Raw genomic sequence first — 20800 nt, forward strand, 5'->3', positions numbered from 1 at the left:
GCCTAGCGGCGCTGCGTGGTGCGCCGCTCCCCCTGCACCTCCATCGAGAGTTGGTACCGGTCGCACCGGTACCAACTCTCCGTGTGCTCGATCGGCTCGTCGCCGCTGAACGACACTCGGTCGAAGTACAGCACCGGTGCGCCGCGTTTGGTCCCCAGCAGCGTGGAGGTGTCGCTGTCGGCGGCTGTCGCTTTGACGGTCTGCTCGGCTCGATCGATGGTCAGGCCGTAGTGGTTGCGCACGGCCTCGTACACCGACTGACTCAGATCGTGGTCGATCAGCCCGGGAAGGAGTTCGGCCCGATACCACCCGTCGTCGACACTGACCGGCTCGGCGTCGGCCAGCCGTAGCCGTTTGATGTGGTAAGTCCGATCACCGTCGACCAGGCCCAGAGCACGAATCGTTGCTGCCGAGGGCTTTTCGAGTCGCGCGAACAGGACCACCGTCGTCGGCGTCAGCCCCTGGGCACGCATCTCCTCGGAGAACGACGCCAGGTGCAACCGCGACTGCACGGTACGAGAAGCAACGAACGTCCCTTTCCCACGTACCCGAACCAGATGCCCGTCGTTGACGAGCTGCCCTATCGCCTCGCGTACCGTGATGCGACTGACGCCGTAGTCCTCCATCAACCGACGCTCGCTCGGCATGAGATCCCCCGGCGAAAGCTCCTTGGTGCAGCGGTGCAACAGGATTGCGCGTAGCTGTTCGTGCTTCGGGATCTGACTGTCCCTCAGGTGTACGGGCATCACCACTGCGCCGGCCTTTCGATCACTCGCAGAACCAGCGGTACGGACTGGTCCGGTCCAACCAAAGACTACGTCACGACGGCGATACCGAGGAAGCATTCGCCCGGACTCAGCTCTCCGATGTCTCGAATCCGGTCGCGTTTGTTGCCGACGTGGCGACGGGTTAGCGTCGTGCCATGACGGAGTCGCCGAAGGACAGCGTGGAATTGTCGAATGCGTCGGATTTCCCGGCGCTGTGGCCGGTGTCGACCCGATGGGACGACAACGACCACTACGGTCACGTCAACAACGTCACGTATTACGCGTATTTCGACACCGCCGTCAACGGGTGGCTCATGGAAACGACGGGTGTGGACATCAGGACTCTCCCCGCGATCGGCGTCGTGGCAGAAACCTCGTGCCGCTATCTGTCCGAGCTCAGTTTTCCCGATCGCCTTCAGGTCGGTCTGGCGGTGGAGAAGCTGGGCACCCGCAGCATCGTCTACTCGCTGGCCTTGTTCCGCGAAGCCGAGGACGACGCACTGACATTGGCCGCTCGGGGACGGTTCGTTCACGTCTACGTCGACGCGAACTCCCGCCGTCCCGTCCCCATTCCCTCCGAAATCGAAACCGCGGCACGCACTTTGGTGATCGGAACGTCAGTAGACGCCTGAATCTAGAGCCCGATTTCGTCGGCGCGCTGCAGCGCTCGGGTGACGATGTCGTCGATCAGCGTGGTGGTCGGCGCGCCGCCCACGGCGCGGTTGCGTGAATCGGCTTCCATCCGACGCATCACACCTTCGGCAATGATCGACAACTTCCACAGCGCCAGCACTTCCCAGAATCCGGCATCGGCCACATCGCGGCCCGTGTTGTGCGCGTAGGACTCGACCAGCTCCGCCCGGGTAGGGAAACCGGGCAGTGTCGATGCCATGAAAGGACCGGCAACCCCGTCGTCCGCCTGAGGCCAGTAAGCGAGCAGACCACCCAGATCCGCCAACGGGTCTCCGAGCGTGCACAACTCCCAATCGACAACGGCAATTACGTGGCCGTCGTTTCGAGCGGTGATGACGTTGCTCAGATGGAAGTCGCCGTGAACCAGCGTCAACTCGTGCTGCTCGGGAATCTTGGCCGTCAATCGTGCTGCGAGCGAATCGATCCCAGGAACCTCCCGGGTTCGGGAGGCGTCCCACTGCGTGGTCCACCGCGCGATTTGACGCGCAGCGTAGGGCTTGCGGCCGGCGAGGTCGGCAAGACCCGACGACTCGAGGTCGACACGGTGAATGTCGGACAACGCCGCGGTCAGACCGAATCCGACACGTCGACGCTGATCGGGGTCCAACTGTTCGGCAGCCGACACCGAGTCGACGACGACCCCGTCGACGAAACTCATCAGAACCAACGGGACGTCGGAAACGGCTGGATCCTGCGTGATAGCAATCATTTTCGGCACGGGGACCGGCGAATTCTGCAGACCGGAGAGGATCCGGTGTTCGCGCACGACGTCGTGAGCCGACGCCAACAACGTGCCCAGCGGCGGCCGACGAAGGACCCACGCACTGCCGCCTGCGTCGCGAACCGCATACGTGAGGTTGGACTGGCCGTTACCGATGCGCTGAAACGAGAGCGGCGATGTTGCGCCTATCCCCAGCTCCGCGATCCACGCCGACACTGCATCTTCGTCCAAGCCCACCACGCCCATACAAAACCCTCACTTCGTTGTGCGGCACCGTTGCCGACGGACATCACCGGTTCGGGTGATCGTAACGAAGTGGCACCACCGGATGCCGGTGGCACGAGCACGGACGGTCAGCTGGCGCGACCGAACGCGGAAATCAGCGCCGGCGTTGCGACGGCAGCGGCCGGAACCGAGGCCTCGTGCCGCCTGACGGCGATTTCGTCGATCTCGCCGACGAGCAGTGCGGTCATCGACTCGGGCTCCGCGCACCAGACGGACGAGATGTTGTGCACCTCGGCGGGCGCGAACAGTCCGCTGGTGGACAACGCGTCGATCCATTCGGCCACGGCGTCGGCCGTGGGCTCCGGCATCACCGTGCGGTCCAGCGAGTCCGCTTGGAACTCGTTGCAAAAGAACGCGCGGACCATATCGAGCTGCCCCTGCGACATTGCGGTCATGTTCTTCTCCTTCGAGTTTCCGACTTCCGTTGGTGCCGAGTGCCCGTTCACGAGTTGCAATGAGCCGACAAGACCGTGTTCAGATCGTTACCAACTTGGCCGTAACGGGGGAATACGGTTTTCCGATGCGGCTGAAACTACGCCCTTTCGGACGGTCTCGCCCAGGGTGAACTGGACTATGTGACCATAGTCACATAGATCGGCCCATCCGATCAACGACTTGCAACGAATTCATAGTTCGCATTTCAAAATACTGTGACGGGAAACAAACTCCGCACAAAAGTCCAGGTAGAGCAGGGTGCACTCTTCAGGAGCAACCACCCGGAGCCGCAGTCGCGTAGCCTCCTCTGCACCGCACTGCACCACACACTCCGACCGATCGGTTGGTTGCAGAGCCAAATAATACTTTCGATCCGGTTTTTCGTCAGTTAGCGAACCCGAGGAATTTGACAGATTCCCTTCACTGGGTTGCGGCTACAACAATGACTCGTCGCCGCTTCGTCGTGATCTGACCGTTACCGCAAATGCTCAGCCGGCTCCCACGATGCTCACACCTCACGCTCAGCCGACTGCGGCAGTCTGGCGTCCATGCGATCACCGAGTCTCGACAGCGGACCGATCCGGTCACCCCGTGGGGCCGGCAATGCGAGCCGTTCGGCGAACACGAGCGATCGAGCGCACCGACGGGCGATCCGTACCCGGCTGACGGTGTCGGGCCTCTGCGCGGTGCTGTTGTCGGTACTACTGATGTGGACCCCGAACATGGCACCGGTGTGGCCCGTCTCCACGAGCCCGGCTGCCGCCCTGGCCTCGCGAGCACTGAGCACGATCGACGTCACCGCCGTCCTGACCGTCCTCGCCGCCCTCACCGTTGTCGCCCTGGTCCGAAAATTGCCTTACGGCATCGGGGTGGTGATTGCCTGCGTCGTCGGCGCGGAAGTGACCACAGCTCTGGTGCGTCACCTCGCGGCGTCGTCGACAACGGCCACCGACCTTCCGAGCGGGCAGCTCGTCGCTGTCACAGCGCTGTTGGGTGCCGCGTCGATGGTGGCATCGGCCACGTGGCGGCCGATGATCCTCGGACTCGGGACCGTCGCCGCCCTCGCTGTCGGAGTGGCACAACTGGTCGTCGGGTCCGTCTCTCCCGTCGGGATTGTCAGCGCACTGCTGATCACGGGCGTGTGGTGGCCGGCGTGCTCGGTGGTGATGCTCTTCTCACCCGCAACCGCTGCCCGCGAGGCTCGAAACCCGTTCGATACCGCTGCCCTCGTCGCCCAACGCAGAATGGGACGCTTCCGTTGATACACGGGAGCGTCCCATCCGGGCCGAGACGGCGACCGACTAGAGGGCCTTGAGCTCCTCGGTCACCTCGGACACCGACTTCTTTGCGTCGCCGAACAACATCGACGTGCCTTCCGCGAAGAACAGTGGGTTCTCGATGCCGGCGAAGCCGGACGACATCGATCGCTTGAGGACGATGACCGACTTCGACTGATCGACGTTGAGAATCGGCATCCCGTGAATCGGGCTCGACGGATCGTTGCGCGCCGCCGGGTTGGTGACGTCGTTCGCGCCGATGACCAACGTGACGTCGGTGCGAGAGAACTCGTCGTTGATGTCGTCCATTTCCTTCATCGCGTCGTACGCGACGTCGGCCTCGGCGAGCAATACGTTCATATGTCCCGGCATACGACCGGCGACGGGGTGAATGGCGTACTTCACCTCGACGCCCTTGGACTCGAGCAACTTGGCCATGTCCTTGACGGCGTGCTGTGCCTGCGCGACGGCAAGGCCGTAGCCGGGCACGACGATGACCTGGTTGGCGTAGGCCATCTGGATCGCTGCGTCTGCCGCCGAGGTCGCCTTGGCGGTTCCCCCGCCTGCACCGGCCGGGCCTGCAGCCGCGTCGCCGCCGCCGAATCCACCGGCAACGATCGCCGGAATGGACCTGTTCATGGCCTTGGCCATGAGGTTGGTCAAGATCGTGCCGGACGCGCCGACGATCATGCCCGCCACGATCATCGCGGTGTTGTTGAGCGCAAGACCCGCAGCCGCAGCAGACAGACCGGTCAGAGCATTGAGTAGTGAAATGACGACCGGCATGTCCGCGCCGCCGATGGGCAGTACCACCGTGAGACCGAGGATGCCTGCCAGCACGAGAACCGCGACGATCCACCATTGCGACACGCCGCCGCCCGGAGTGGCGTTGATGCCGATGACCACTGCAGCGGCCACAGCGCCGATCAGCAGCAGAGCGTTGAGCGGCTGCTGCAACTTGCCGATGGTGATGGGCGAGCCGGGCAGAGTTTCCTGCAGCTTCAAGAAGGCGATGAGCGAGCCCCAGAACGAGATGGAACCGATGATCGCCGCGAAGAGTGAGCCGATGACGATATGGACCGTCGGCGACTCTCCGTGGTTGAAGTTCGAGAATCCGGACGTGTCGAGGAATTCGGCCCACGCGATCAGTGCGACCGTGCCACCGCCGACGCCGTTGAACAAAGCCACCAGCTGCGGCATTGCCGTCATCTTCACCCGTCGTGCGGGCGGGATTCCGAGCGCTACGCCGACGACGAGTCCGACGATGATGAGGATCCAGTTTCCGGTGTCGCGAATGGATATCAGCGTGGCCACGACGGCGATGAACATGCCGACGGCGGCGATCTGGTTGCCGCGTACCGCGGTCTTCGGTCCGGTCAGACCCATCAGACCGTAGATGAACATGCCGAAGGCGACGATGTAGAGAATGTTGACGAGGTTGTCCATCAGAAGTCAGCACCCTTCGAGGTCTTGGCGGGCACCGGCTTGGACTTGAACATGCCGAGCATGCGGTCGGTGACGACGAAGCCACCGATGACATTGACGGTTCCGAACACCAGCGCGACGAACAGGATGACCTGCAGCCCGATGGACGGGTCTTCCACCTTGCCGAGGACGACGAGCGCGCCCAACACGACGATGCCGTGGATGGCGTTGGTTCCCGACATCAGCGGGGTGTGCAAGGTGTTCGGCACCTTGGAGATCACCGCGAAACCGACGAACCCGGACAACACCAGGATCGCGATGTTCGCGAGAAGCGGGGTGTACATCAGTTCTCCTTCTCACGTGTCACGCAGGCACCGGCGAGCACTTCGTCGGAGAAATCCGGAGCGAGTGCGCCGTCGACCAGCATGAGCTCGAGCAATGCCGAGATGTTCTTCGAGTACAGCTCGCTGGCGTGCTCGGGCATCGTGGCAGGCAGGTTCAACGGCGAGCAGATGGTGACATCGTGCTTGACGACGGTCTGGCCGGGCTCGGTGAGTTCGCAGTTTCCGCCGGTCTCACCGGCCAGGTCGACCACGACGCTGCCGGGCTTCATACCCTCGACTGCGGCGGCCGTCACCAGACGCGGTGCGGGACGGCCGGGCACCAACGCCGTGGTGATCACGACGTCGAATCCCTTGATCGCCTCTTCCAGGGCACGCTGCTGCTGGACGCGTTCGTCCTCGGTCAGCTCACGCGCGTAGCCGCCTTCGCCGGCGGCATCGATCCCCAGATCGAGCCACTGCGCGCCGACGGAGCGAACCTGATCCGCCACCTCCGGACGCACGTCGTACCCGGTGGGTCGACCACCGAGACGCTTTGCGGTGGCCAGGGCCTGCAGACCGGCCACACCGACACCGAGAACGAGCACAGTCGCCGGCTTGACCGTACCGGCGGCGGTGGTCAGCATCGGGAAGAACCTCGTGGACTCCGACGCGGCCAGCAGAACGGCCTTGTACCCGGCGACGTTCGCCTGAGAAGACAAGGCGTCCATCACCTGAGCGCGGGAGATACGCGGGATGGCTTCGACCGCGAACGCCTGTACTCCGGCGGCCTTCAGCGCGCCGATGCTGTTCTCGGCATTGCGTGGGGCGAGGAATCCGATGAGCGTCGAGCCCGACTTCAGCCTCGAGATCTCTACGTCGGTGGGCGGTGCGACCTTGACCACGACCTCCGAGCCCCAGGGATCGCCGATCGTGGCTCCGGCTGCGACATAGAGCTCGTCCGGGATCAGAGCGCCGAGTCCGGCACCCGATTCCACGACGACCTCGACGCCCTTGCCCGTGAGCGCGGCAACGATCTTCGGGACCAGAGCGACACGTCGCTCACCTTCCCCCGATTCGCGGACCACACCGACGACCGTCGTGGATCCCGAACCCTTTTCAGTGCTCTGCGATGTATCCAAATCTCCGTCTTCCTGCGTTGAATGGTGCCCACCGATCGGCCAATGGCTCGAAATCTGCGACGAGTGGACGAACCCATGCGACAAGGCACGAGGTTCCTGATAGTAGCCACAGCAAATGGAGCGCGGGTAACCCAGAACACAGTCCGATTCGTTCTGAATCGAGTCCGTTTCGACATTTCGCGACTACAGGACGAGCAATTGTGATGCACGCCATACAGGTCAATCCGTGATGATCGGACCTTACAGTGACAATCGTGGAATCTTGCATCTTCTGTGCCATCGTCGCCGGCGACGCTCCTGCCCACCGCGTCTTCGAGAACGAGCACACCGTCGCCTTTCTCGATATTCGGCCGATCAGCAGGGGCCACGTTCTGGTGGTTCCGCGCGAGCATTCCGCAGACCTGACCTCAACCGGACCGGACACGGCTGCCGAGGTTTTTCGCGTCGGTCACACGCTGGCGCGTGCAGTGCGCGAGTCCGACCTCCGCGCCGACGGTGCAAACCTGGTGATCAACGACGGCGTCGCCGCATTCCAAACCGTCTTTCACCTGCATCTGCACGTGGTGCCGCGCTGGGACCGCGACCGACTGAAGTTCGCGGCGGGGTTCGTCACCCGTCGTCTGCGTGAACCCGAACGGGTGGCCGAGGCGGTTCGGTCCGGGATGGCCAGGTTGGCCGGGGAGCAGACCCCGTGAGGTTGTTCCTGTCTTCGTATCGATTCGGCGACCATTTCGATGCCTTCGCCCGCCTCACCGGCCCGCCCGCCGATCTCGCCGTCATCGCCAATGCGGCCGATGCCTGGCCCGCCGCCGCCCGCGAATCCTCGCTGCGCAGCGAGTTCGGGCCCTTACGCGCGTTGGGATACCGGCCGTCGGAATTGGATCTGCGCGATTTCGTCGGGAGACCGGCCGCGTTCGAGCGCGCCCTGGCAGCGTTCGACGCAGTCTGGGTCCGCGGTGGCAACACGTTCGTGTTGCGCGCTCAGATGGCTCGTTCCGGTGCGGACGAGGTCATAAGCGGGCGCGTTCGGGCCGACACCATCACCTACGGCGGATACAGCGCGGGAGCGTGCGTCGCCGCGCCGTCGCTGGCCGGGGTCGAGGATGCCGACGACCCGAACGAGGTACAGCCGGTCGCAGGCATCGATCCGATGTGGAGCGGGCTCGGTCTCGTCGACTTCTCCGTCGTCCCGCATCTCGATTCCGTGCTGGACGAGAAGGATTTGGGGTGGGCGACGCTGCGCCGTCTGCGACGCGAGGGCATCGAAGCTCACGGACTGACCGACAGCCAGGCAATCGTGGTCGACGACTCCGGGACGACAATTCTGGGCGCGTGACCCGTGATTTGTGACTGTGCGACCCGTGATCAGCCCAGGCGAGCGAGCGGCGCGAGACGGTCGAGAGACGACCACGCGAGAGAGCAACGGCGAGCAGTCATTTCGTCGGCGTCGAGGACGAGCATGTCGAACAGTCGACGGGGTGCTGCACGCCACGAGTCGGCGATGGCCGCGACGGTCGCACTCTCGAACATCCCGGATTGCAGCAACGCGTGTACCCACTCGTCGACCTCGCCGCGGTGAATGCGCTCGATGGTGTCGTATTCGACTCCGCCCCCGAGGAATTCGTACGAGAACATCGCCGCCACATAGTTCCAGGAGTCACTTCCGGGATCGATCATCGTGCAGCCTCCTTGTCGACCCGCACCGCAAGGGGTGCGAGATGCGCTGCGCTGGACGCTAGCGCTGCGAACTACAACATTGCGTGTCGACGACGCATCGATCTGGTAACGCCTGAGGCTGGTGTTACTGATGTGACTCGAACAATCTCGGCGGCGTCCTCGTCCACACCCCACGGCGAGTCGTGACAGACTCGAGTGGCGACGGTCACATGTACGACGTGAGGAGAACCGGATGTCGGTGACTACCGATGCAGATGCCCACCTGAGCGAGCTCGAAGCGCTGCTTCCCGCCGGTGCCGTGGTCACCGACCCCGACATCACCGAGGGATACCGACGCGACTGGGCCAAGGACCCCGACGCAGGTACCCCATTGGCCGTGGTCCGCGCGCAGTCCACCGACGACGTCAGAGCCGTCATGCGGTGGGCCACCGAACACGCGGTAGCGGTCGTCCCGCGTGGGGCCGGCTCGGGCCTGTCCGGTGGTGCCACGGCCGTCGACGGCGGAATCGTGCTCACCACCGAGCTGATGCGCGAGATCAGCGTCGACCCGGTGACCCGCATAGCCGTCGTACAACCCGGACTGCTCAACGCCGAAGTCAAGAAGGCAGTCGCCGAACACGGCCTATGGTACCCACCGGATCCGTCGTCGTTCGAGATGTGTTCCATCGGCGGCAATGCGGCCACCAACGCCGGCGGGCTGTGCTGCGTGAAGTACGGCGTCACCACCGATTACGTACTCGGACTCGAGGTCGTCCTCGCCGACGGGACTGCCGTCCGACTCGGCGGCCCACGCCTGAAAGATGTTGCGGGACTGTCCCTTGCGAAGCTCTTCGTCGGATCCGAGGGCACCCTGGGCATCATCACCGAGATCACTCTTCGACTGATCCCGGCGCAACCTCCGGCCAGCACCGTGGTCGCCTCGTTCGCGTCCGTGCACGATGCGACGACTGCGATTCTGGCCATCACCCGTACCTTGCGGCCGTCGATGCTCGAGTTCATGGACCGCGCGTCCATCGGTGCCGTCGAAGATGCCATGAACATGGGACTCGACCGGGAGGCAGCAGCGATGCTCATCGCTCGGTCCGACTCCCCCGGCGCCGACCGAGGACGTGAAATCGAGATCATGGCCGCAGCATGCACCGAGGCCGGTGCCTCGGATGTCTTCACCACCGACGACCCCGACGAGGGTGAGGCCTTCGCTGCCGCACGGCGATTCGCCATTCCCGCGGTCGAGCGACTCGGCAGCCTGCTGCTCGAGGATGTCGGTGTTCCGCTGCCTGCCCTCCCGGCTCTGGTCGACGGTATCGCCGAACTGTCGAAGAAGTACGACGTGCTGGTTGCCGTCATCGCTCACGCCGGCGACGGCAACACCCACCCGCTCATCGTCTTCGACCCCGAGGACGCCGACATGACCCGCCGCGCCAACGTCGCATTCGGAGCCATCATGGATCTGGCAATTTCGTTGGGCGGCACCATCACCGGGGAACATGGCGTCGGTCGACTGAAGAAGGCCTGGCTACCCGATCAAGTCGGTGAAGACGTCATGGAACTGACCCGGCGGATCAAGATCGCTCTCGATCCGGCCGGAATCCTCAACCCCGGTGCTGTGCTCTGATCAGAGCGGCTGACGCCGCACGTGCGCGCAGTGTTTTCGGGTCGTTCCGCAGGCTCCGCTCCTGCCTCGTAGCAGGGGTCGAGTTTCTGCGCACGACCCCGAGTCAGACGGTGAATCCGTCCGCCACCGTCAGTACCTCGTCGAGGATTTCCAGTCCCTGACGAATCTCGTCCTCGGTCGTCGTCAGCGGCGGCGCGATCTGAAGGCGGTTGCCTGCGACGAAAGGCCACAGGCCGCGTGACTTCGCCGCCGCGGTCACGGTGCCCATTGCCGCCGCGTCCTTGCCCGATGCGGCGAAGGGCACCAGCGGCTCCCGCGTCGTGCCGTCCTTGACCAGCTCGACTGCCCAGAAGAATCCCTTGCCGCGCACCTCGCCGACGCTGGGATGGGATTCGGCCAGCTTGGACAGGCCCGCACCGAGTACGTCCTCGCCGACGTGACGCACGTGCGGAAGGATCTTGTCGCGCTCGAACACTCCGATGGATGCCACACCCGCGGCGCACCCGAGGACGTGGCCGGAGTAGGTCAACCCACCCGGATAGGCTTTGTGGTCGAACTGCGAGGCGATCTTCTCCGAGATCACGACCCCGCCGAGGGGCACGTATCCGGAGTTGACGCCCTTGGCGAACGTGATCAGATCCGGTGTCACATCCCAGGCCTGGCATGCGAACCATTCGCCGATCCGCCCGAACCCGACCATCACTTCGTCGGCGATGTAGACGATCCCGTACTTGTCGCACAGCGCCCGAACGCCGGCCAGGTAGCCGGGCGGCGGGATCAGCACACCGTTGGTGCCGATGACCGATTCGAGGATCAATCCGGCGATGTTCTGGGCACCTTCGAGCACGATGACCTGTTCGAGGTGTGCCAGTGCTGCGGCCGTCTCGTCCTCGGGAGTCGTTGTCCCCCAGGGTGACCGGTACGGGTACGGTCCGAAGAAGCGTACGACGTCGACGTTGGTCGGCTCGGTTCCCCATCGCCGCGGCTCGCCGGTGAGACCGATCGCGACGCCGGTGCCGCCGTGGTACGAGCGATACGCCGCCAGCATCTTCGTGCGCCCGGTGTGCTGGCGTGCCAGCCGCACCGCATGCTCGACGGCTTCGGCACCACCCGTCGTGAAGAACACTCGGTCGAGATCGCCCGGTGCCCGCTCGGCGATCAGAGCTGCGAGTTCACTGCGCTTGTTGTTGGCCACGGTCGGCGAGATGGTCGTCAGCACCTGGGCCTGTTCGACGATGGCGGCCACCACGTCGGGGTGTTGATGCCCGAGATTGACGTTGACCAGCTGGGACGAGAAGTCCAGGTACCGATTGCCCTTGTCGTCCCAGAACCACGACCCCTCGGCACCCTCGACCGTGATCGGGTTCAGTTCGGCCTGCGCCGACCAGGAGTAGAACACGTGATCCATCTACTTGCCGCCTTTCTTCGGTGTGACACTCACCGGAGCGTACGACTGGCCGACGGCAACAGTCCCGTCGCCCGTCACGACGTAGCCGTAACAGATGTGCGAATCTGCGGAATGATGCTTTCTCCGTACGCTTCGAGCGTCGCCGCTTTGGCATCGTGCTGGAGGTAGACCGAGAACTGATCGACGCCGAGTGCCTCGAGCTCCTTCAGCTTGGCGACGTGATCGGCCGGGGTACCGAGCAGACAGAACCTGTCGATCACCTCGTTCGGAACGAATTCTGCGTGCGAGTTTCCAGCCCGGCCGTGCTCGTTGTAGTCGTACCCTGTGCGCGCTGCGATGTAATCGGTGAGAGCCTGCGGAACACCGCCACCGCCACCGCCGTAGCGCGCGACGATATCGGCGACGTGATTGCCGACCATCCCACCGAACCAACGACATTGATCTCGGGCATGTTCGAGACCGGTCTCGGTACCGTCGGTGACGTAGGCGGGAGCTGCCACGCAGATCGAGATCGAATCCGGAGCTCGGCCCGCCTGCTCGGCCGCCGCGCGCACTCGGCCGATCGTCCACGCAGCAATGTCCGGATCTGCCAATTGCAGAATGAATCCGTCCGCTACCTGCCCCGTGAGCTCGAGGGCTTTCGGTCCGTACGCCGCGACCCACACCTCCAGCTTCGAGTGCTCCGCCCACGGAAACTGCACTGTCGTCTCACCCACCCGGGCGCTACGCCCGTTGGCCAAACTTCGGATCACCTCGATCGAGTCTCGAAGCGCGGCAAGTGTTGTCGGCTTCCCTCCGAGGGCGCGGACCGCGGAATCACCCCGACCGATGCCGCAGACGGTTCGATTGCCGAACATGTCGTTGAGAGTCGCGAACGTCGACGCAGTGACGGTCCAATCGCGGGTAGCCGGATTGGTGACCATCGGACCCACGGTCACGCGCCTGGTCGCGGCCAGAATCTGACTGTAGATGACGTACGGTTCCTGCCACAACAGATGCGAATCGAACGTCCATACGTGCGAAAACCCATGCGTCTCGGCCTGTCTGGCCAGATCGATCACCCGAGACGCCGGCGGATTGCACTGCAGCACCACCCCGATGTCCATGGCTCAGATCAGATTCTGTGACAGGTCGCGGCGAACGAAGCGGCCGTGTCCCGCAGTGCCGGAATAGGACCCACTGTCGACGATGACGCGCCCGCGGGAGAGCACGGTGTCGACGTGGCCGTCGATCTCGAAACCCTCGTACGCCGAATAGTCCATGTTCATGTGGTGGGTCTTCTCGACTCCGATACTGGTATGCCCGTTCGGGTCGTAGATCACGATGTCGGCATCTGCTCCGGGGCTGATGATGCCCTTCTTCGGGTACATGCCGAACATCCGGGCCGGGGTGGTGCAACAGACGTCCACCCACTTCTCGAGGGTGATCTTTCCGCTCTTCACACCCTGGAACATCAAATCGATCCGATGCTCCACCGACCCGATTCCGTTGGGAATCTTGGAGAAATCGCCGATACCCATCTCCTTCTGGTCCTTCATACAGAACGGGCAATGGTCGGTACTGACGGTTGCCACGTCACCGGTGCGCAGGTATCGCCACAGTTCGTCCTGATGCCCCTCGGCCCGCGACCGCAGAGGCGTCGAGCAGACCCACTTGGCCCCTTCGAAACCGGGTGCACCCAACTGTTCTTCGAGCGAGAGATACAGATACTGCGGGCACGTCTCGGCAAATACGTTCTGTCCGTTGCCCCGAGCGTGAGCGATCTGTTCCAGGGCCTGCTTGGCCGAGACGTGTACGACGTACAGCGGCGCGCCGGTGACGTCGGCCAGCATGATGGCTCGATGCGTGGCCTCTTCCTCGAGTTGCCACGGACGCGATGTCCCGTGGAAGTACGGGGCCGTGTCGCCGCGCGCGATGGATTGGGCCACGAGGACATCGATGGCAATCCCGTTCTCCGCGTGCATCATCAACAGCGCACCCGTTTCCGCTGCCGACTGCATGGCTCGCAGGATCTTGCCGTCGTCGGAGTAGAAGACCCCCGGGTACGCCATGAAGAGTTTGAAGCTGGTGACACCCTCGGAGACCAACTCGCTCATCGATTTCAGCGAATCATCGGTGACGTCGCCGATGATCTGATGAAACCCGTAATCGATCGCGCACCGACCGGCGGCCTTGTCGTGCCACTGAGCCAGAGTGTCCTGGACGCGTTGGCCGGGAGTCTGAATCGCGAAGTCCACGATGGTCGTCGTGCCACCCCAGGCCGCTGCACGCGTCCCGGTTTCGAAGGTGTCGGATGCGAACGTGCCCCCGAAGGGCATCTCCATGTGCGTGTGTCCGTCGACGCCACCGGGAATCACGTACTTCCCGGTGGCGTCGATGACGACGTCTGCCGATGTCTTCAGATCTGCGGCCAGTGACACCGAGCCGGGTGCCAGCACCGCGACGATGGTTTCGCCGTCGATGAGCACATCCAGTTCCTGTGCACCGGTAGTGGATACGACGGTTCCACCGTGCACGAAGGTGGTGGCCATCAGGGTTGCACCAGCGGGCCGTAGGCGTCGGGTCTGCGATCACGATAGAACGCCCATCGGTCGCGGACCACTTTGATCAGGTCCATGTCCAGGTCTCGAACGACGATCTCGGACTCCGAATCCGACGCCACCTCGCCGACGAATTTGCCCTCGGGATCGACGAAATAGCTGGTGCCGTAGAAATCGTCGTCGCCGTACTCGGATTCGATTCCGACGCGGTTGATCGCACCGACGTAGTACTCGTTCGCGACGGCGGACGCGGGTTGCTCGAGCTTCCACAGATAATTCGACAGACCCCGTGAGGTCGCCGAGGGATTGAAGACGATCTCGGCACCGGCGAGTCCGAGAGCACGCCAGCCTTCGGGAAAGTGCCGGTCGTAACAGATATAGACACCGATGCGGCCGACGGCGGTATCGAACACCGGCCACCCCAGGTTGCCGGGGCGAAAATAGAACTTCTCCCAGAATCCGTTCACGTGAGGAATGTGATGCTTGCGGTATTTACCGAGATACGTGCCGTCGGCGTCGACCACGGCCGCGGTGTTGTAGAGCAACCCGGGCTGTTCCTGCTCGTAGACGGGCAGGATCATGACGATCCCGAGCTCTTTCGCCAACGCCGCGAACCGGTCGACCGTAGGGCCCGGTACGGATTCGGCGTACTCGTAGAACTTCGCATCCTGGAGCTGACAGAAATACGGACCGAAGAAAAGCTCCTGAAAGCAGACGACTTTCGCGCCCTGCTCGGCGGCGGACCGAGCAAATCCCTCGTGTGCCTCGATCATCGATTCTTTGTCACCGGTCCACGTGCTCTGGACCAACGCAGCTCGAACTGTGGACATCATCGGCACTCCATCTCTCGCTGGCTTGCACCCTCAAGGTATTTTGCGCCGTGTTACGGGATCGTTCGTCCGGTTTCGTATGTATTAATCGTGCACGGTTGTCGGCGCAGTCACGAGTTCGAGTTGGGCAACAATGCGCGGACGGCATCGATGGTGTCTGCGGTGGCCAGGTTCTTGTCCGGTCGGTATCGCAACACTCGGGCGAAGCGCAGCGCCACCCCGCCCGGATAGCGCGAGCTGACCTGCACTCCGTCGAGTTCGATTTCGACTATCAACTCGGGCCGCAGGTACACGGTGTGCTGATCTCGCTCGCGTTCGTGCTTCGGGAATTCCTCCGTCTGCCACTGCAGGAGCACATCGGTCAGGCCTTTGAACGTCTTGCCGACCATGATCGGTTCACCGCCGTCGGGATCACGCGCCCCCAGATGCAAGTTGGACAGAAAGCCGGTACGTCGGCCGTATCCCCACTCCGCACCGAGAACCACGAGATCGAGAGTGTGTTCGGGTTTGACCTTCTGCCAACTCTTTCCGCGCCGGCCTGCCGCATACGGGGCGCTCAGGGCCTTGAGCATGACTCCCTCGTGCCCGGCATCGAGAGCGGCATCGAAGTGGGCAGCCGCCCCGTCGGCGTCGGGACGTACGGCACTCGGAATTCGATGGCCCGGTGCCACCCGGTCCAGCGCTGCGAGACGCTCTTCGAGTGGAGTGTCGAGCAGATCCACGCCGTCGAGATGCAGACAGTCGAAGAAATAGGGCTGCAGCAGCAACTCGTGCGCGCTCTCGGCACCGAACCGGCTCATCGTTTCCTGAAACGGACGCGGTCTGCCGCTGTCGTCCAGTGCGAGTGTTTCGCCATCGAGGACCACCGACTCGCATGGAAGTGCACGGACCAGTTCCACCAGCTCGGGCACACCAGCGGTGATATCGCGCAGGGTGCGGGTGTAGATGCTCACGTCGGATCCCGAGCGATGCACCTGAATTCGGGCACCATCCAGCTTGTACTCGACCGTCACATCCCCCGCCAGTTGCTCCCAGGCACCCCGAAGGGACTCCGCCGGCGACGCCAGCATGGGTCGAACCGGCCGGCCGACTTCGAGTCGAAAGGCGTTCAATGCCTCGACACCACCGGTCATGGCGGCGACGGCAGTGGCAGACAATCGACCGGACAGCATGAACGCCCGCCGCACCGACGCCTGCGGCAGAGCTGTGGCAGCGGCGACAGCGTCGACCATGATGCCCTCGAGCGCACCTTGCCTCAGCTCGCCCGTGACCAACCTGATGACGAACGCACGCTCGTCGGCCGTGGTCCGCGAAAACAAGTCCAGCAGCAGGGCCGAACGTCGCGCAGCCGAACCAGCGCCCGACGTCGCCGCCACCTCGGACAACTTCTCGTCCACCTCGGCAACGGTCAGCGTCGACTCCGATGCGGACGGGACATCCAGATCTGCGAGTGTGCGCCAGCCGACCCCGATCCGTCCCTGCGGCAATTCGCCCGACAACCACGACACCGCCGGTTCGATGTCACCCGCCTGTGCCTCGGACAGCACAGCACCGAGCTCCTCGATCTTGACCTTGCGCGAACGCGTCGCGGCCACGGCCCGAGAGGTTTCTACAATCCTGGACATCAGCACCCACCGAACATAACCGCACCCACCGACCGGTTGCTGACATTCAATTGTTACCGCTGTGACTCCAGCGACCGGTGTTCTTGCTGTTACGTTCGATGCATGCCTGTGACGTCCATAGCAGGAATGAAGCCTGCGGAAAGACCCGACGGCGGGCCGGCGACGGATCAGCTGAATCCCACCACCCGGTCGCCCCAGGCAGCGCGCATGTCTCCGTCGGGATCGTCGACGAGAGTGTCGGACGTATCGATCACCAGAGTCCATCGATTCTTCTCGGTGTACGGGGCCCAGTGCTTGGACGCGTCCAGCGCGGCCGGTACCCCGTACCGCGCGAAGGCCAGCCACCGCCGCTGCATCCGGGCCGACACCGCCATCGCGGGTTTCCGACCCCCCAGCCAGAAGGTGGGATCTCGGTTGAGAGTTCCGAAATTGCCGAACACGTACGGCAGTTCGGTCGCGTGGCCGGCCCCTACTCGCGCGGCCTTGAGCATCGGCGTCGCGTGATCGAAACGGTACATCCAGGTCGGCGAATGCCTACTGTGCCCGTCGGCGATCCACAGACTCGGCATGACGAAGCCTGCGTCACGCGAGATGGCCTGCGCCCCAGCAGGTTTGTTCCTGTCCGGGTAGGCGGCCATGATTTCTGCGATGCGCGAGGCGGGCATGTCCGCGTGATCGTGCGCGATGGCCCGGAACATCTCCGAGACGGTGTCGGATGTGATCGGCATCAACGGGGACTTCATGAACCGGAAGATCGAGGGCTCGTCGTGGTTGGTGCCGATGATCAACGGAATTCTGTGCGACAGACCTTTTTGAAAGGCCGCGACCGGGTAACGGGGCACGATGTCTCCGTCGACGACGGGCGAAAGTCCCAGTGTCCCAGGCACTGTGGTCGGAATCTCGTAGCAGAGAGTGTCCCCCGCGGTGACCAGTCTGCTGAAGTGCATCTCGAGCAACTCGCCGACGTCGTCTCGGTCGACCCCCACCAGCTCGAGGAACCGGGCGGCGACCGCAGCGCCGCGTTCGGGGCCGTACACCGACGTGGCCGGGGCACTCTGCACGATCGCTCGATGGAAGAGCCCCTCGGCCTGGGGCGAGGTCATCAGAGTGGTGACCGACGCGCCCCCGGAGGACTCGCCGAAGACGGTGATCTCGTCGGGATCCCCACCGAAAGCGGAGATGCACTCCCGGACCCAGTGCAGCGCCGCAATCTGGTCGCGCAAACCGAGATTGGTCTCGAAGACGTGTTCGTCGGTGGAGAAGGACGACAGATCGAGAAAGCCGAACGCGCCGAGACGAAAGTTGATCGAGACCACGACCACGTCGCCGTTCTCGCTCAGATGTCGCCCGTCGTACACCTGCTGCGCGGACGAACCGAGCGAATACGCGCCGCCGTGGATCCACACCAGCACCGGTCGCAGTTCGCCGTCGGGCCGTGGTGCCCAGACGTTGAGCGTCAGGCAATCCTCGGAGATGGACAACGACGGATCGATGGGGACCGGGCTGTCGCGGCCCTGCGGTGCCATCGCACCGAAGTGCAGACCGTCGAGCACGCCGTTCCACGGTTGCAGAGGACGCGGTGCTCGAAACCGCAACTCACCCACCGGCGGCGTCGCGTACGGAATACCCCTCCAGGCGACTGTCGGCGATGCGTCGGCCGCAACCGGGTAGCCGAGAACGTCGCCGTACGGCGTGCTCACACGCACGGTGGAGTCGGACGTGGTGTCCATCGCACCTCTCCTTCGGTCGTTGCTCAACGTACCAACTCCATCCCCGACGCCGGCCCCCTCGAAACCCCCGGCAGCGCTCCCATCGAACCGAGGAACGAGTCATGAAGAGAATTGGATCCGCCGTAGCAGCGGCCCTCACAGTGTTCTTGTTGTCCTCCTGCGGTTCGGACGGCGGAGGTGACGGACCGATGGCGACGGTGATCACCGACCGCCCCCAGCCGATCACGGCGGTTCCGACCAGCGCCCGTGCCCTGCCGTCGAGCAGCGCGCCTTCCACGCCGTCCTCCACCACACCGTCCAGCACCACAGCGACGACGCCGAGTGCGGTTGCACAGCAAGCGAACCCGAAGCAGTACGCGGGCAAGGCTCCGGGTTGGTACTACTTCACGAGCCCCAGCGGCAAGTTCGAGTGCGGTATAGCCGTGCTCGAGACGTCGATCGCCGGTTGCCACGGCTCGCTGCCCGACTCGGCCCCCGAGGTGACCGACAGTGCATCCTCCGACCGGGTGAAACCCAATTCCGTGCAGATCATCGCCGGCTCCCCGGCGAAGTTCGAGAGCCTGGGCGATCCCAAGTTCCACCGATTCGACGGGCCCGCGGCGGCACTCCCGTACGGCGAAGAGCTCACCGTGGCGGGTAGTGGATCCACCAACGGGCTTCGATGCAGCGTCGACGAGCAGAACGGAGTCACCTGCACCGATCAGGTCGGCCATGGTTTCACTGTCTCGGACGACGATTTCGACCTTCGCTGACGGCGTCGTTCGCGCGGCGAAAGACCAGGCGTAATGTCCGAGGACGGTACGACAATCCCTGCCGTACGGTCTCCCCAGCGGCCGGCGCCCACGCGCGGCCAGAAGGTGCGTCACACATGAATCAGACCTCGGACCGTCATACAGCGAAGGTCATCGGCGTCAGCGTCGCCGCCGCTGTCGGCGGCTTCCTGTTCGGCTTCGACAGTTCGGTCATCAACGGAGCTGTCGATTCGATCGAAGACCACTTCTCTCTCGGCTCGTTCACCACCGGCTTCGTGGTTGCGATCGCCTTGATCGGCTGCGCTGTCGGTGCCTGGTTCGCCGGTAGCCTCGCCGACCGCTGGGGCCGCAAGAAAGTGATGCTGCTCGGCTCGGCCCTGTTCGTCATTTCCTCGGTCGGCTCCGGGCTCGCGTTCAGCGTTCCCGATCTCATGCTCTGGCGTGTACTCGGCGGTCTCGGCATCGGCATCGCGTCGGTGATCGCACCGGCCTATATCGCCGAAATCGCGCCCGCCAAATGGCGTGGCGCTCTGGCCTCGCTGCAGCAATTGGCGATCACCATCGGTATCTTCGCTGCTCTGCTCTCCGACGCCCTCCTCGCGGGTGCCGCCGACGGAGCCTCCAACGACCTGTGGTTCGGCGTCGAGGCGTGGCGCTGGATGTTCCTCGTCGGTGTGATCCCCGCTCTGGTCTACGGAATTCTGGCCACCCTGATCCCGGAGTCACCTCGCTATCTGGTGGGTCAGCATCTGGACGAGGAAGCCGCCGCGGTCCTGGCGAACATCACCGGGGAACTGCATCCCGACGAGCGAGTGCACGAAATCAGGCTGACGTTGCGCAAGGAGGCCCGCTCGTCGTTCGCCGACATTCGTGGCCCCAAGTTCGGCCTGCAGCCGATCGTCTGGGTGGGCATCACGATGGCCGTCCTGCAACAGCTGGTCGGCATCAATGCGATCTTCTACTACTCGACGACGCTGTGGCGGTCGGTCGGGTTCACCGAGGATCAGTCGTTCACCACCTCGGTCATCACGGCGGTCATCAACGTGGCGATGACGTTCGTGGCCATTCTGTTCGTCGATCGCATCGGCAGGCGCAAGTTGCTGATGGCCGGGTCCATCGGAATGTTCGTCGGACTCGTCCTGGCGTCCGTCGCCTTCTCGCAGGCGACCGGTAGCGGCGACGAGGTCAGTCTGCCCTCGCCGTGGGGTGCGATCGCGTTGGTCGGGGCGAATCTGTTCGTCATCTTCTTCGCATCGACCTGGGGACCCATCATGTGGGTCATGCTCGGCGAGATGTTCCCCAACCGGATGCGCGCCATGGCACTGGGCATCGGAACGGCTGCGAACTGGGTCGCCAACTTCGCTGTCACGCTGGCCTTCCCGCCGCTGACGTCGTCCGTCGGGCTGTGGGTCATCTACGCCGGCTTCGCGCTCTTCGCAGCGCTGTCGTTCCTCTTCGTCAAGTCCAACATCCGCGAGACCAAAGGCATGGAACTCGAGGACATGCTGGGGTAGACCCAGGCCGAGGTGCCAGGGGCAGTAACACCGGTACATGGTGA

General features: G+C 64.0%; 20 protein-coding genes. 7 read left to right on the top strand and 13 right to left on the bottom strand.

Translation table 11 applies throughout. The features are described 5' to 3' along the window. Positions 1–2: 2 nt before the first annotated feature. Positions 3–749 (bottom strand): GntR family transcriptional regulator, encoded by a 747-nt coding sequence (locus QM588_RS24425; protein WP_027497939.1) that lies wholly within the window; start codon positions 747–749, stop codon positions 3–5. Between the two features lie 173 nt (positions 750–922). Here QM588_RS24425 and QM588_RS24430 point away from each other — a divergent pair, with 173 nt between their 5' ends. Then, positions 923–1399 (top strand): acyl-CoA thioesterase, encoded by a 477-nt coding sequence (locus tag QM588_RS24430; protein ID WP_027497940.1) that lies wholly within the window; start codon positions 923–925, stop codon positions 1397–1399. 2 nt (positions 1400–1401) lie between these two features. Here QM588_RS24430 and QM588_RS24435 read toward each other — a convergent pair whose 3' ends face one another. Together QM588_RS24435 and QM588_RS24440 are read right to left on the bottom strand one after the other, a co-directional pair. Further along, entirely contained in the window at positions 1402–2427 is a 1026-nt protein-coding gene (locus tag QM588_RS24435; RefSeq protein ID WP_283317185.1) for a phosphotransferase family protein, read from the bottom strand. A gap of 107 nt (positions 2428–2534) precedes the next feature. Then, positions 2535–2861 (bottom strand): hypothetical protein, encoded by a 327-nt coding sequence (locus tag QM588_RS24440; protein ID WP_206497829.1) that lies wholly within the window; start codon positions 2859–2861, stop codon positions 2535–2537. 588 nt (positions 2862–3449) lie between these two features. On the opposite strand from QM588_RS24440, the gene QM588_RS24445 reads away from it, so the two are divergent. Further along, entirely contained in the window at positions 3450–4163 is a 714-nt protein-coding gene (locus tag QM588_RS24445; RefSeq protein ID WP_283317187.1) for a hypothetical protein, read from the top strand. 39 nt (positions 4164–4202) lie between these two features. On the opposite strand, the gene QM588_RS24450 is transcribed toward QM588_RS24445, so the two are convergent. From QM588_RS24450 to QM588_RS24460, 3 genes are read right to left on the bottom strand one after another with little or no spacing between them, the layout of a single operon-like run. Continuing rightward, complete coding sequence (locus QM588_RS24450; RefSeq protein WP_027497942.1) at positions 4203–5624, bottom strand: NAD(P)(+) transhydrogenase (Re/Si-specific) subunit beta; 1422 nt, start codon at positions 5622–5624, stop codon at positions 4203–4205. Further along, the gene (locus tag QM588_RS24455) at positions 5624–5947 is read right to left on the bottom strand and encodes an NAD(P) transhydrogenase subunit alpha (protein ID WP_283317190.1); all 324 of its coding nucleotides are present in this window, start codon (positions 5945–5947) and stop codon (positions 5624–5626) included. The genes QM588_RS24450 and QM588_RS24455 overlap by 1 nt, the downstream gene beginning before the upstream one ends. Beyond that, positions 5947–7065, bottom strand: coding sequence for a Re/Si-specific NAD(P)(+) transhydrogenase subunit alpha (locus QM588_RS24460; protein ID WP_032385072.1), 1119 nt, complete (start codon positions 7063–7065; stop codon positions 5947–5949). Before QM588_RS24460 ends, QM588_RS24455 begins: the two co-directional genes overlap by 1 nt. Before the next feature lie 254 nt (positions 7066–7319). Between QM588_RS24460 and QM588_RS24465 the strand changes: the two genes are divergently transcribed. Together QM588_RS24465 and QM588_RS24470 are read left to right on the top strand one after the other, a co-directional pair. Beyond that, positions 7320–7760, top strand: a complete 441-nt coding sequence (locus QM588_RS24465) for an HIT family protein (protein WP_283317192.1) — start codon at positions 7320–7322, stop codon at positions 7758–7760. Then, positions 7757–8401: a Type 1 glutamine amidotransferase-like domain-containing protein gene (locus QM588_RS24470; protein WP_283317193.1), complete on the top strand. Its 645-nt coding sequence runs from the start codon at positions 7757–7759 to the stop codon at positions 8399–8401. The genes QM588_RS24465 and QM588_RS24470 overlap by 4 nt, the downstream gene beginning before the upstream one ends. A gap of 29 nt (positions 8402–8430) precedes the next feature. On the opposite strand, the gene QM588_RS24475 is transcribed toward QM588_RS24470, so the two are convergent. Next, entirely contained in the window at positions 8431–8742 is a 312-nt protein-coding gene (locus tag QM588_RS24475) for a hypothetical protein (RefSeq protein ID WP_032401262.1), read from the bottom strand. 232 nt (positions 8743–8974) lie between these two features. On the opposite strand from QM588_RS24475, the gene QM588_RS24480 reads away from it, so the two are divergent. Beyond that, on the top strand, positions 8975–10357 hold the full coding sequence (locus tag QM588_RS24480; RefSeq protein WP_283317194.1) for an FAD-binding oxidoreductase: 1383 nt from the start codon (positions 8975–8977) through the stop codon (positions 10355–10357). 103 nt (positions 10358–10460) lie between these two features. On the opposite strand, the gene QM588_RS24485 is transcribed toward QM588_RS24480, so the two are convergent. The 6 genes from QM588_RS24485 to QM588_RS24510 all read right to left on the bottom strand — a co-directional run bounded on the left by QM588_RS24485 (position 10461) and on the right by QM588_RS24510 (position 18490). Then, positions 10461–11765 (bottom strand): aspartate aminotransferase family protein, encoded by a 1305-nt coding sequence (locus QM588_RS24485; RefSeq protein WP_094621963.1) that lies wholly within the window; start codon positions 11763–11765, stop codon positions 10461–10463. Between the two features lie 74 nt (positions 11766–11839). Continuing rightward, positions 11840–12871: a TIGR03842 family LLM class F420-dependent oxidoreductase gene (locus QM588_RS24490; protein WP_283317195.1), complete on the bottom strand. Its 1032-nt coding sequence runs from the start codon at positions 12869–12871 to the stop codon at positions 11840–11842. Positions 12872–12874: 3 nt separating this feature from the next. Then, on the bottom strand, positions 12875–14296 hold the full coding sequence (hydA, locus tag QM588_RS24495) for a dihydropyrimidinase (RefSeq protein WP_283317196.1): 1422 nt from the start codon (positions 14294–14296) through the stop codon (positions 12875–12877). Beyond that, on the bottom strand, positions 14296–15135 hold the full coding sequence (locus tag QM588_RS24500) for a nitrilase-related carbon-nitrogen hydrolase (RefSeq protein WP_283317217.1): 840 nt from the start codon (positions 15133–15135) through the stop codon (positions 14296–14298). The genes hydA and QM588_RS24500 overlap by 1 nt, the downstream gene beginning before the upstream one ends. A gap of 110 nt (positions 15136–15245) precedes the next feature. After that, on the bottom strand, positions 15246–16766 hold the full coding sequence (locus QM588_RS24505; protein WP_283317197.1) for an ATP-dependent DNA ligase: 1521 nt from the start codon (positions 16764–16766) through the stop codon (positions 15246–15248). A gap of 161 nt (positions 16767–16927) precedes the next feature. Beyond that, positions 16928–18490 carry a carboxylesterase/lipase family protein gene (locus tag QM588_RS24510; RefSeq protein WP_283317198.1) on the bottom strand — a complete coding sequence of 521 codons (1563 nt, stop codon included), beginning with the start codon at positions 18488–18490 and terminating at the stop codon, positions 16928–16930. A gap of 101 nt (positions 18491–18591) precedes the next feature. Between QM588_RS24510 and QM588_RS24515 the strand changes: the two genes are divergently transcribed. Together QM588_RS24515 and QM588_RS24520 are read left to right on the top strand one after the other, a co-directional pair. Then, the gene (locus tag QM588_RS24515; RefSeq protein WP_283317199.1) at positions 18592–19242 is read left to right on the top strand and encodes a hypothetical protein; all 651 of its coding nucleotides are present in this window, start codon (positions 18592–18594) and stop codon (positions 19240–19242) included. Between the two features lie 116 nt (positions 19243–19358). Beyond that, entirely contained in the window at positions 19359–20756 is a 1398-nt protein-coding gene (locus QM588_RS24520) for a sugar porter family MFS transporter (RefSeq protein ID WP_283317200.1), read from the top strand. Positions 20757–20800: the final 44 nt, after the last annotated feature.

Source organism: Rhodococcus sp. IEGM 1354 (genome assembly GCF_030056855.1).
GTDB lineage: Bacteria > Actinomycetota > Actinomycetes > Mycobacteriales > Mycobacteriaceae > Rhodococcoides.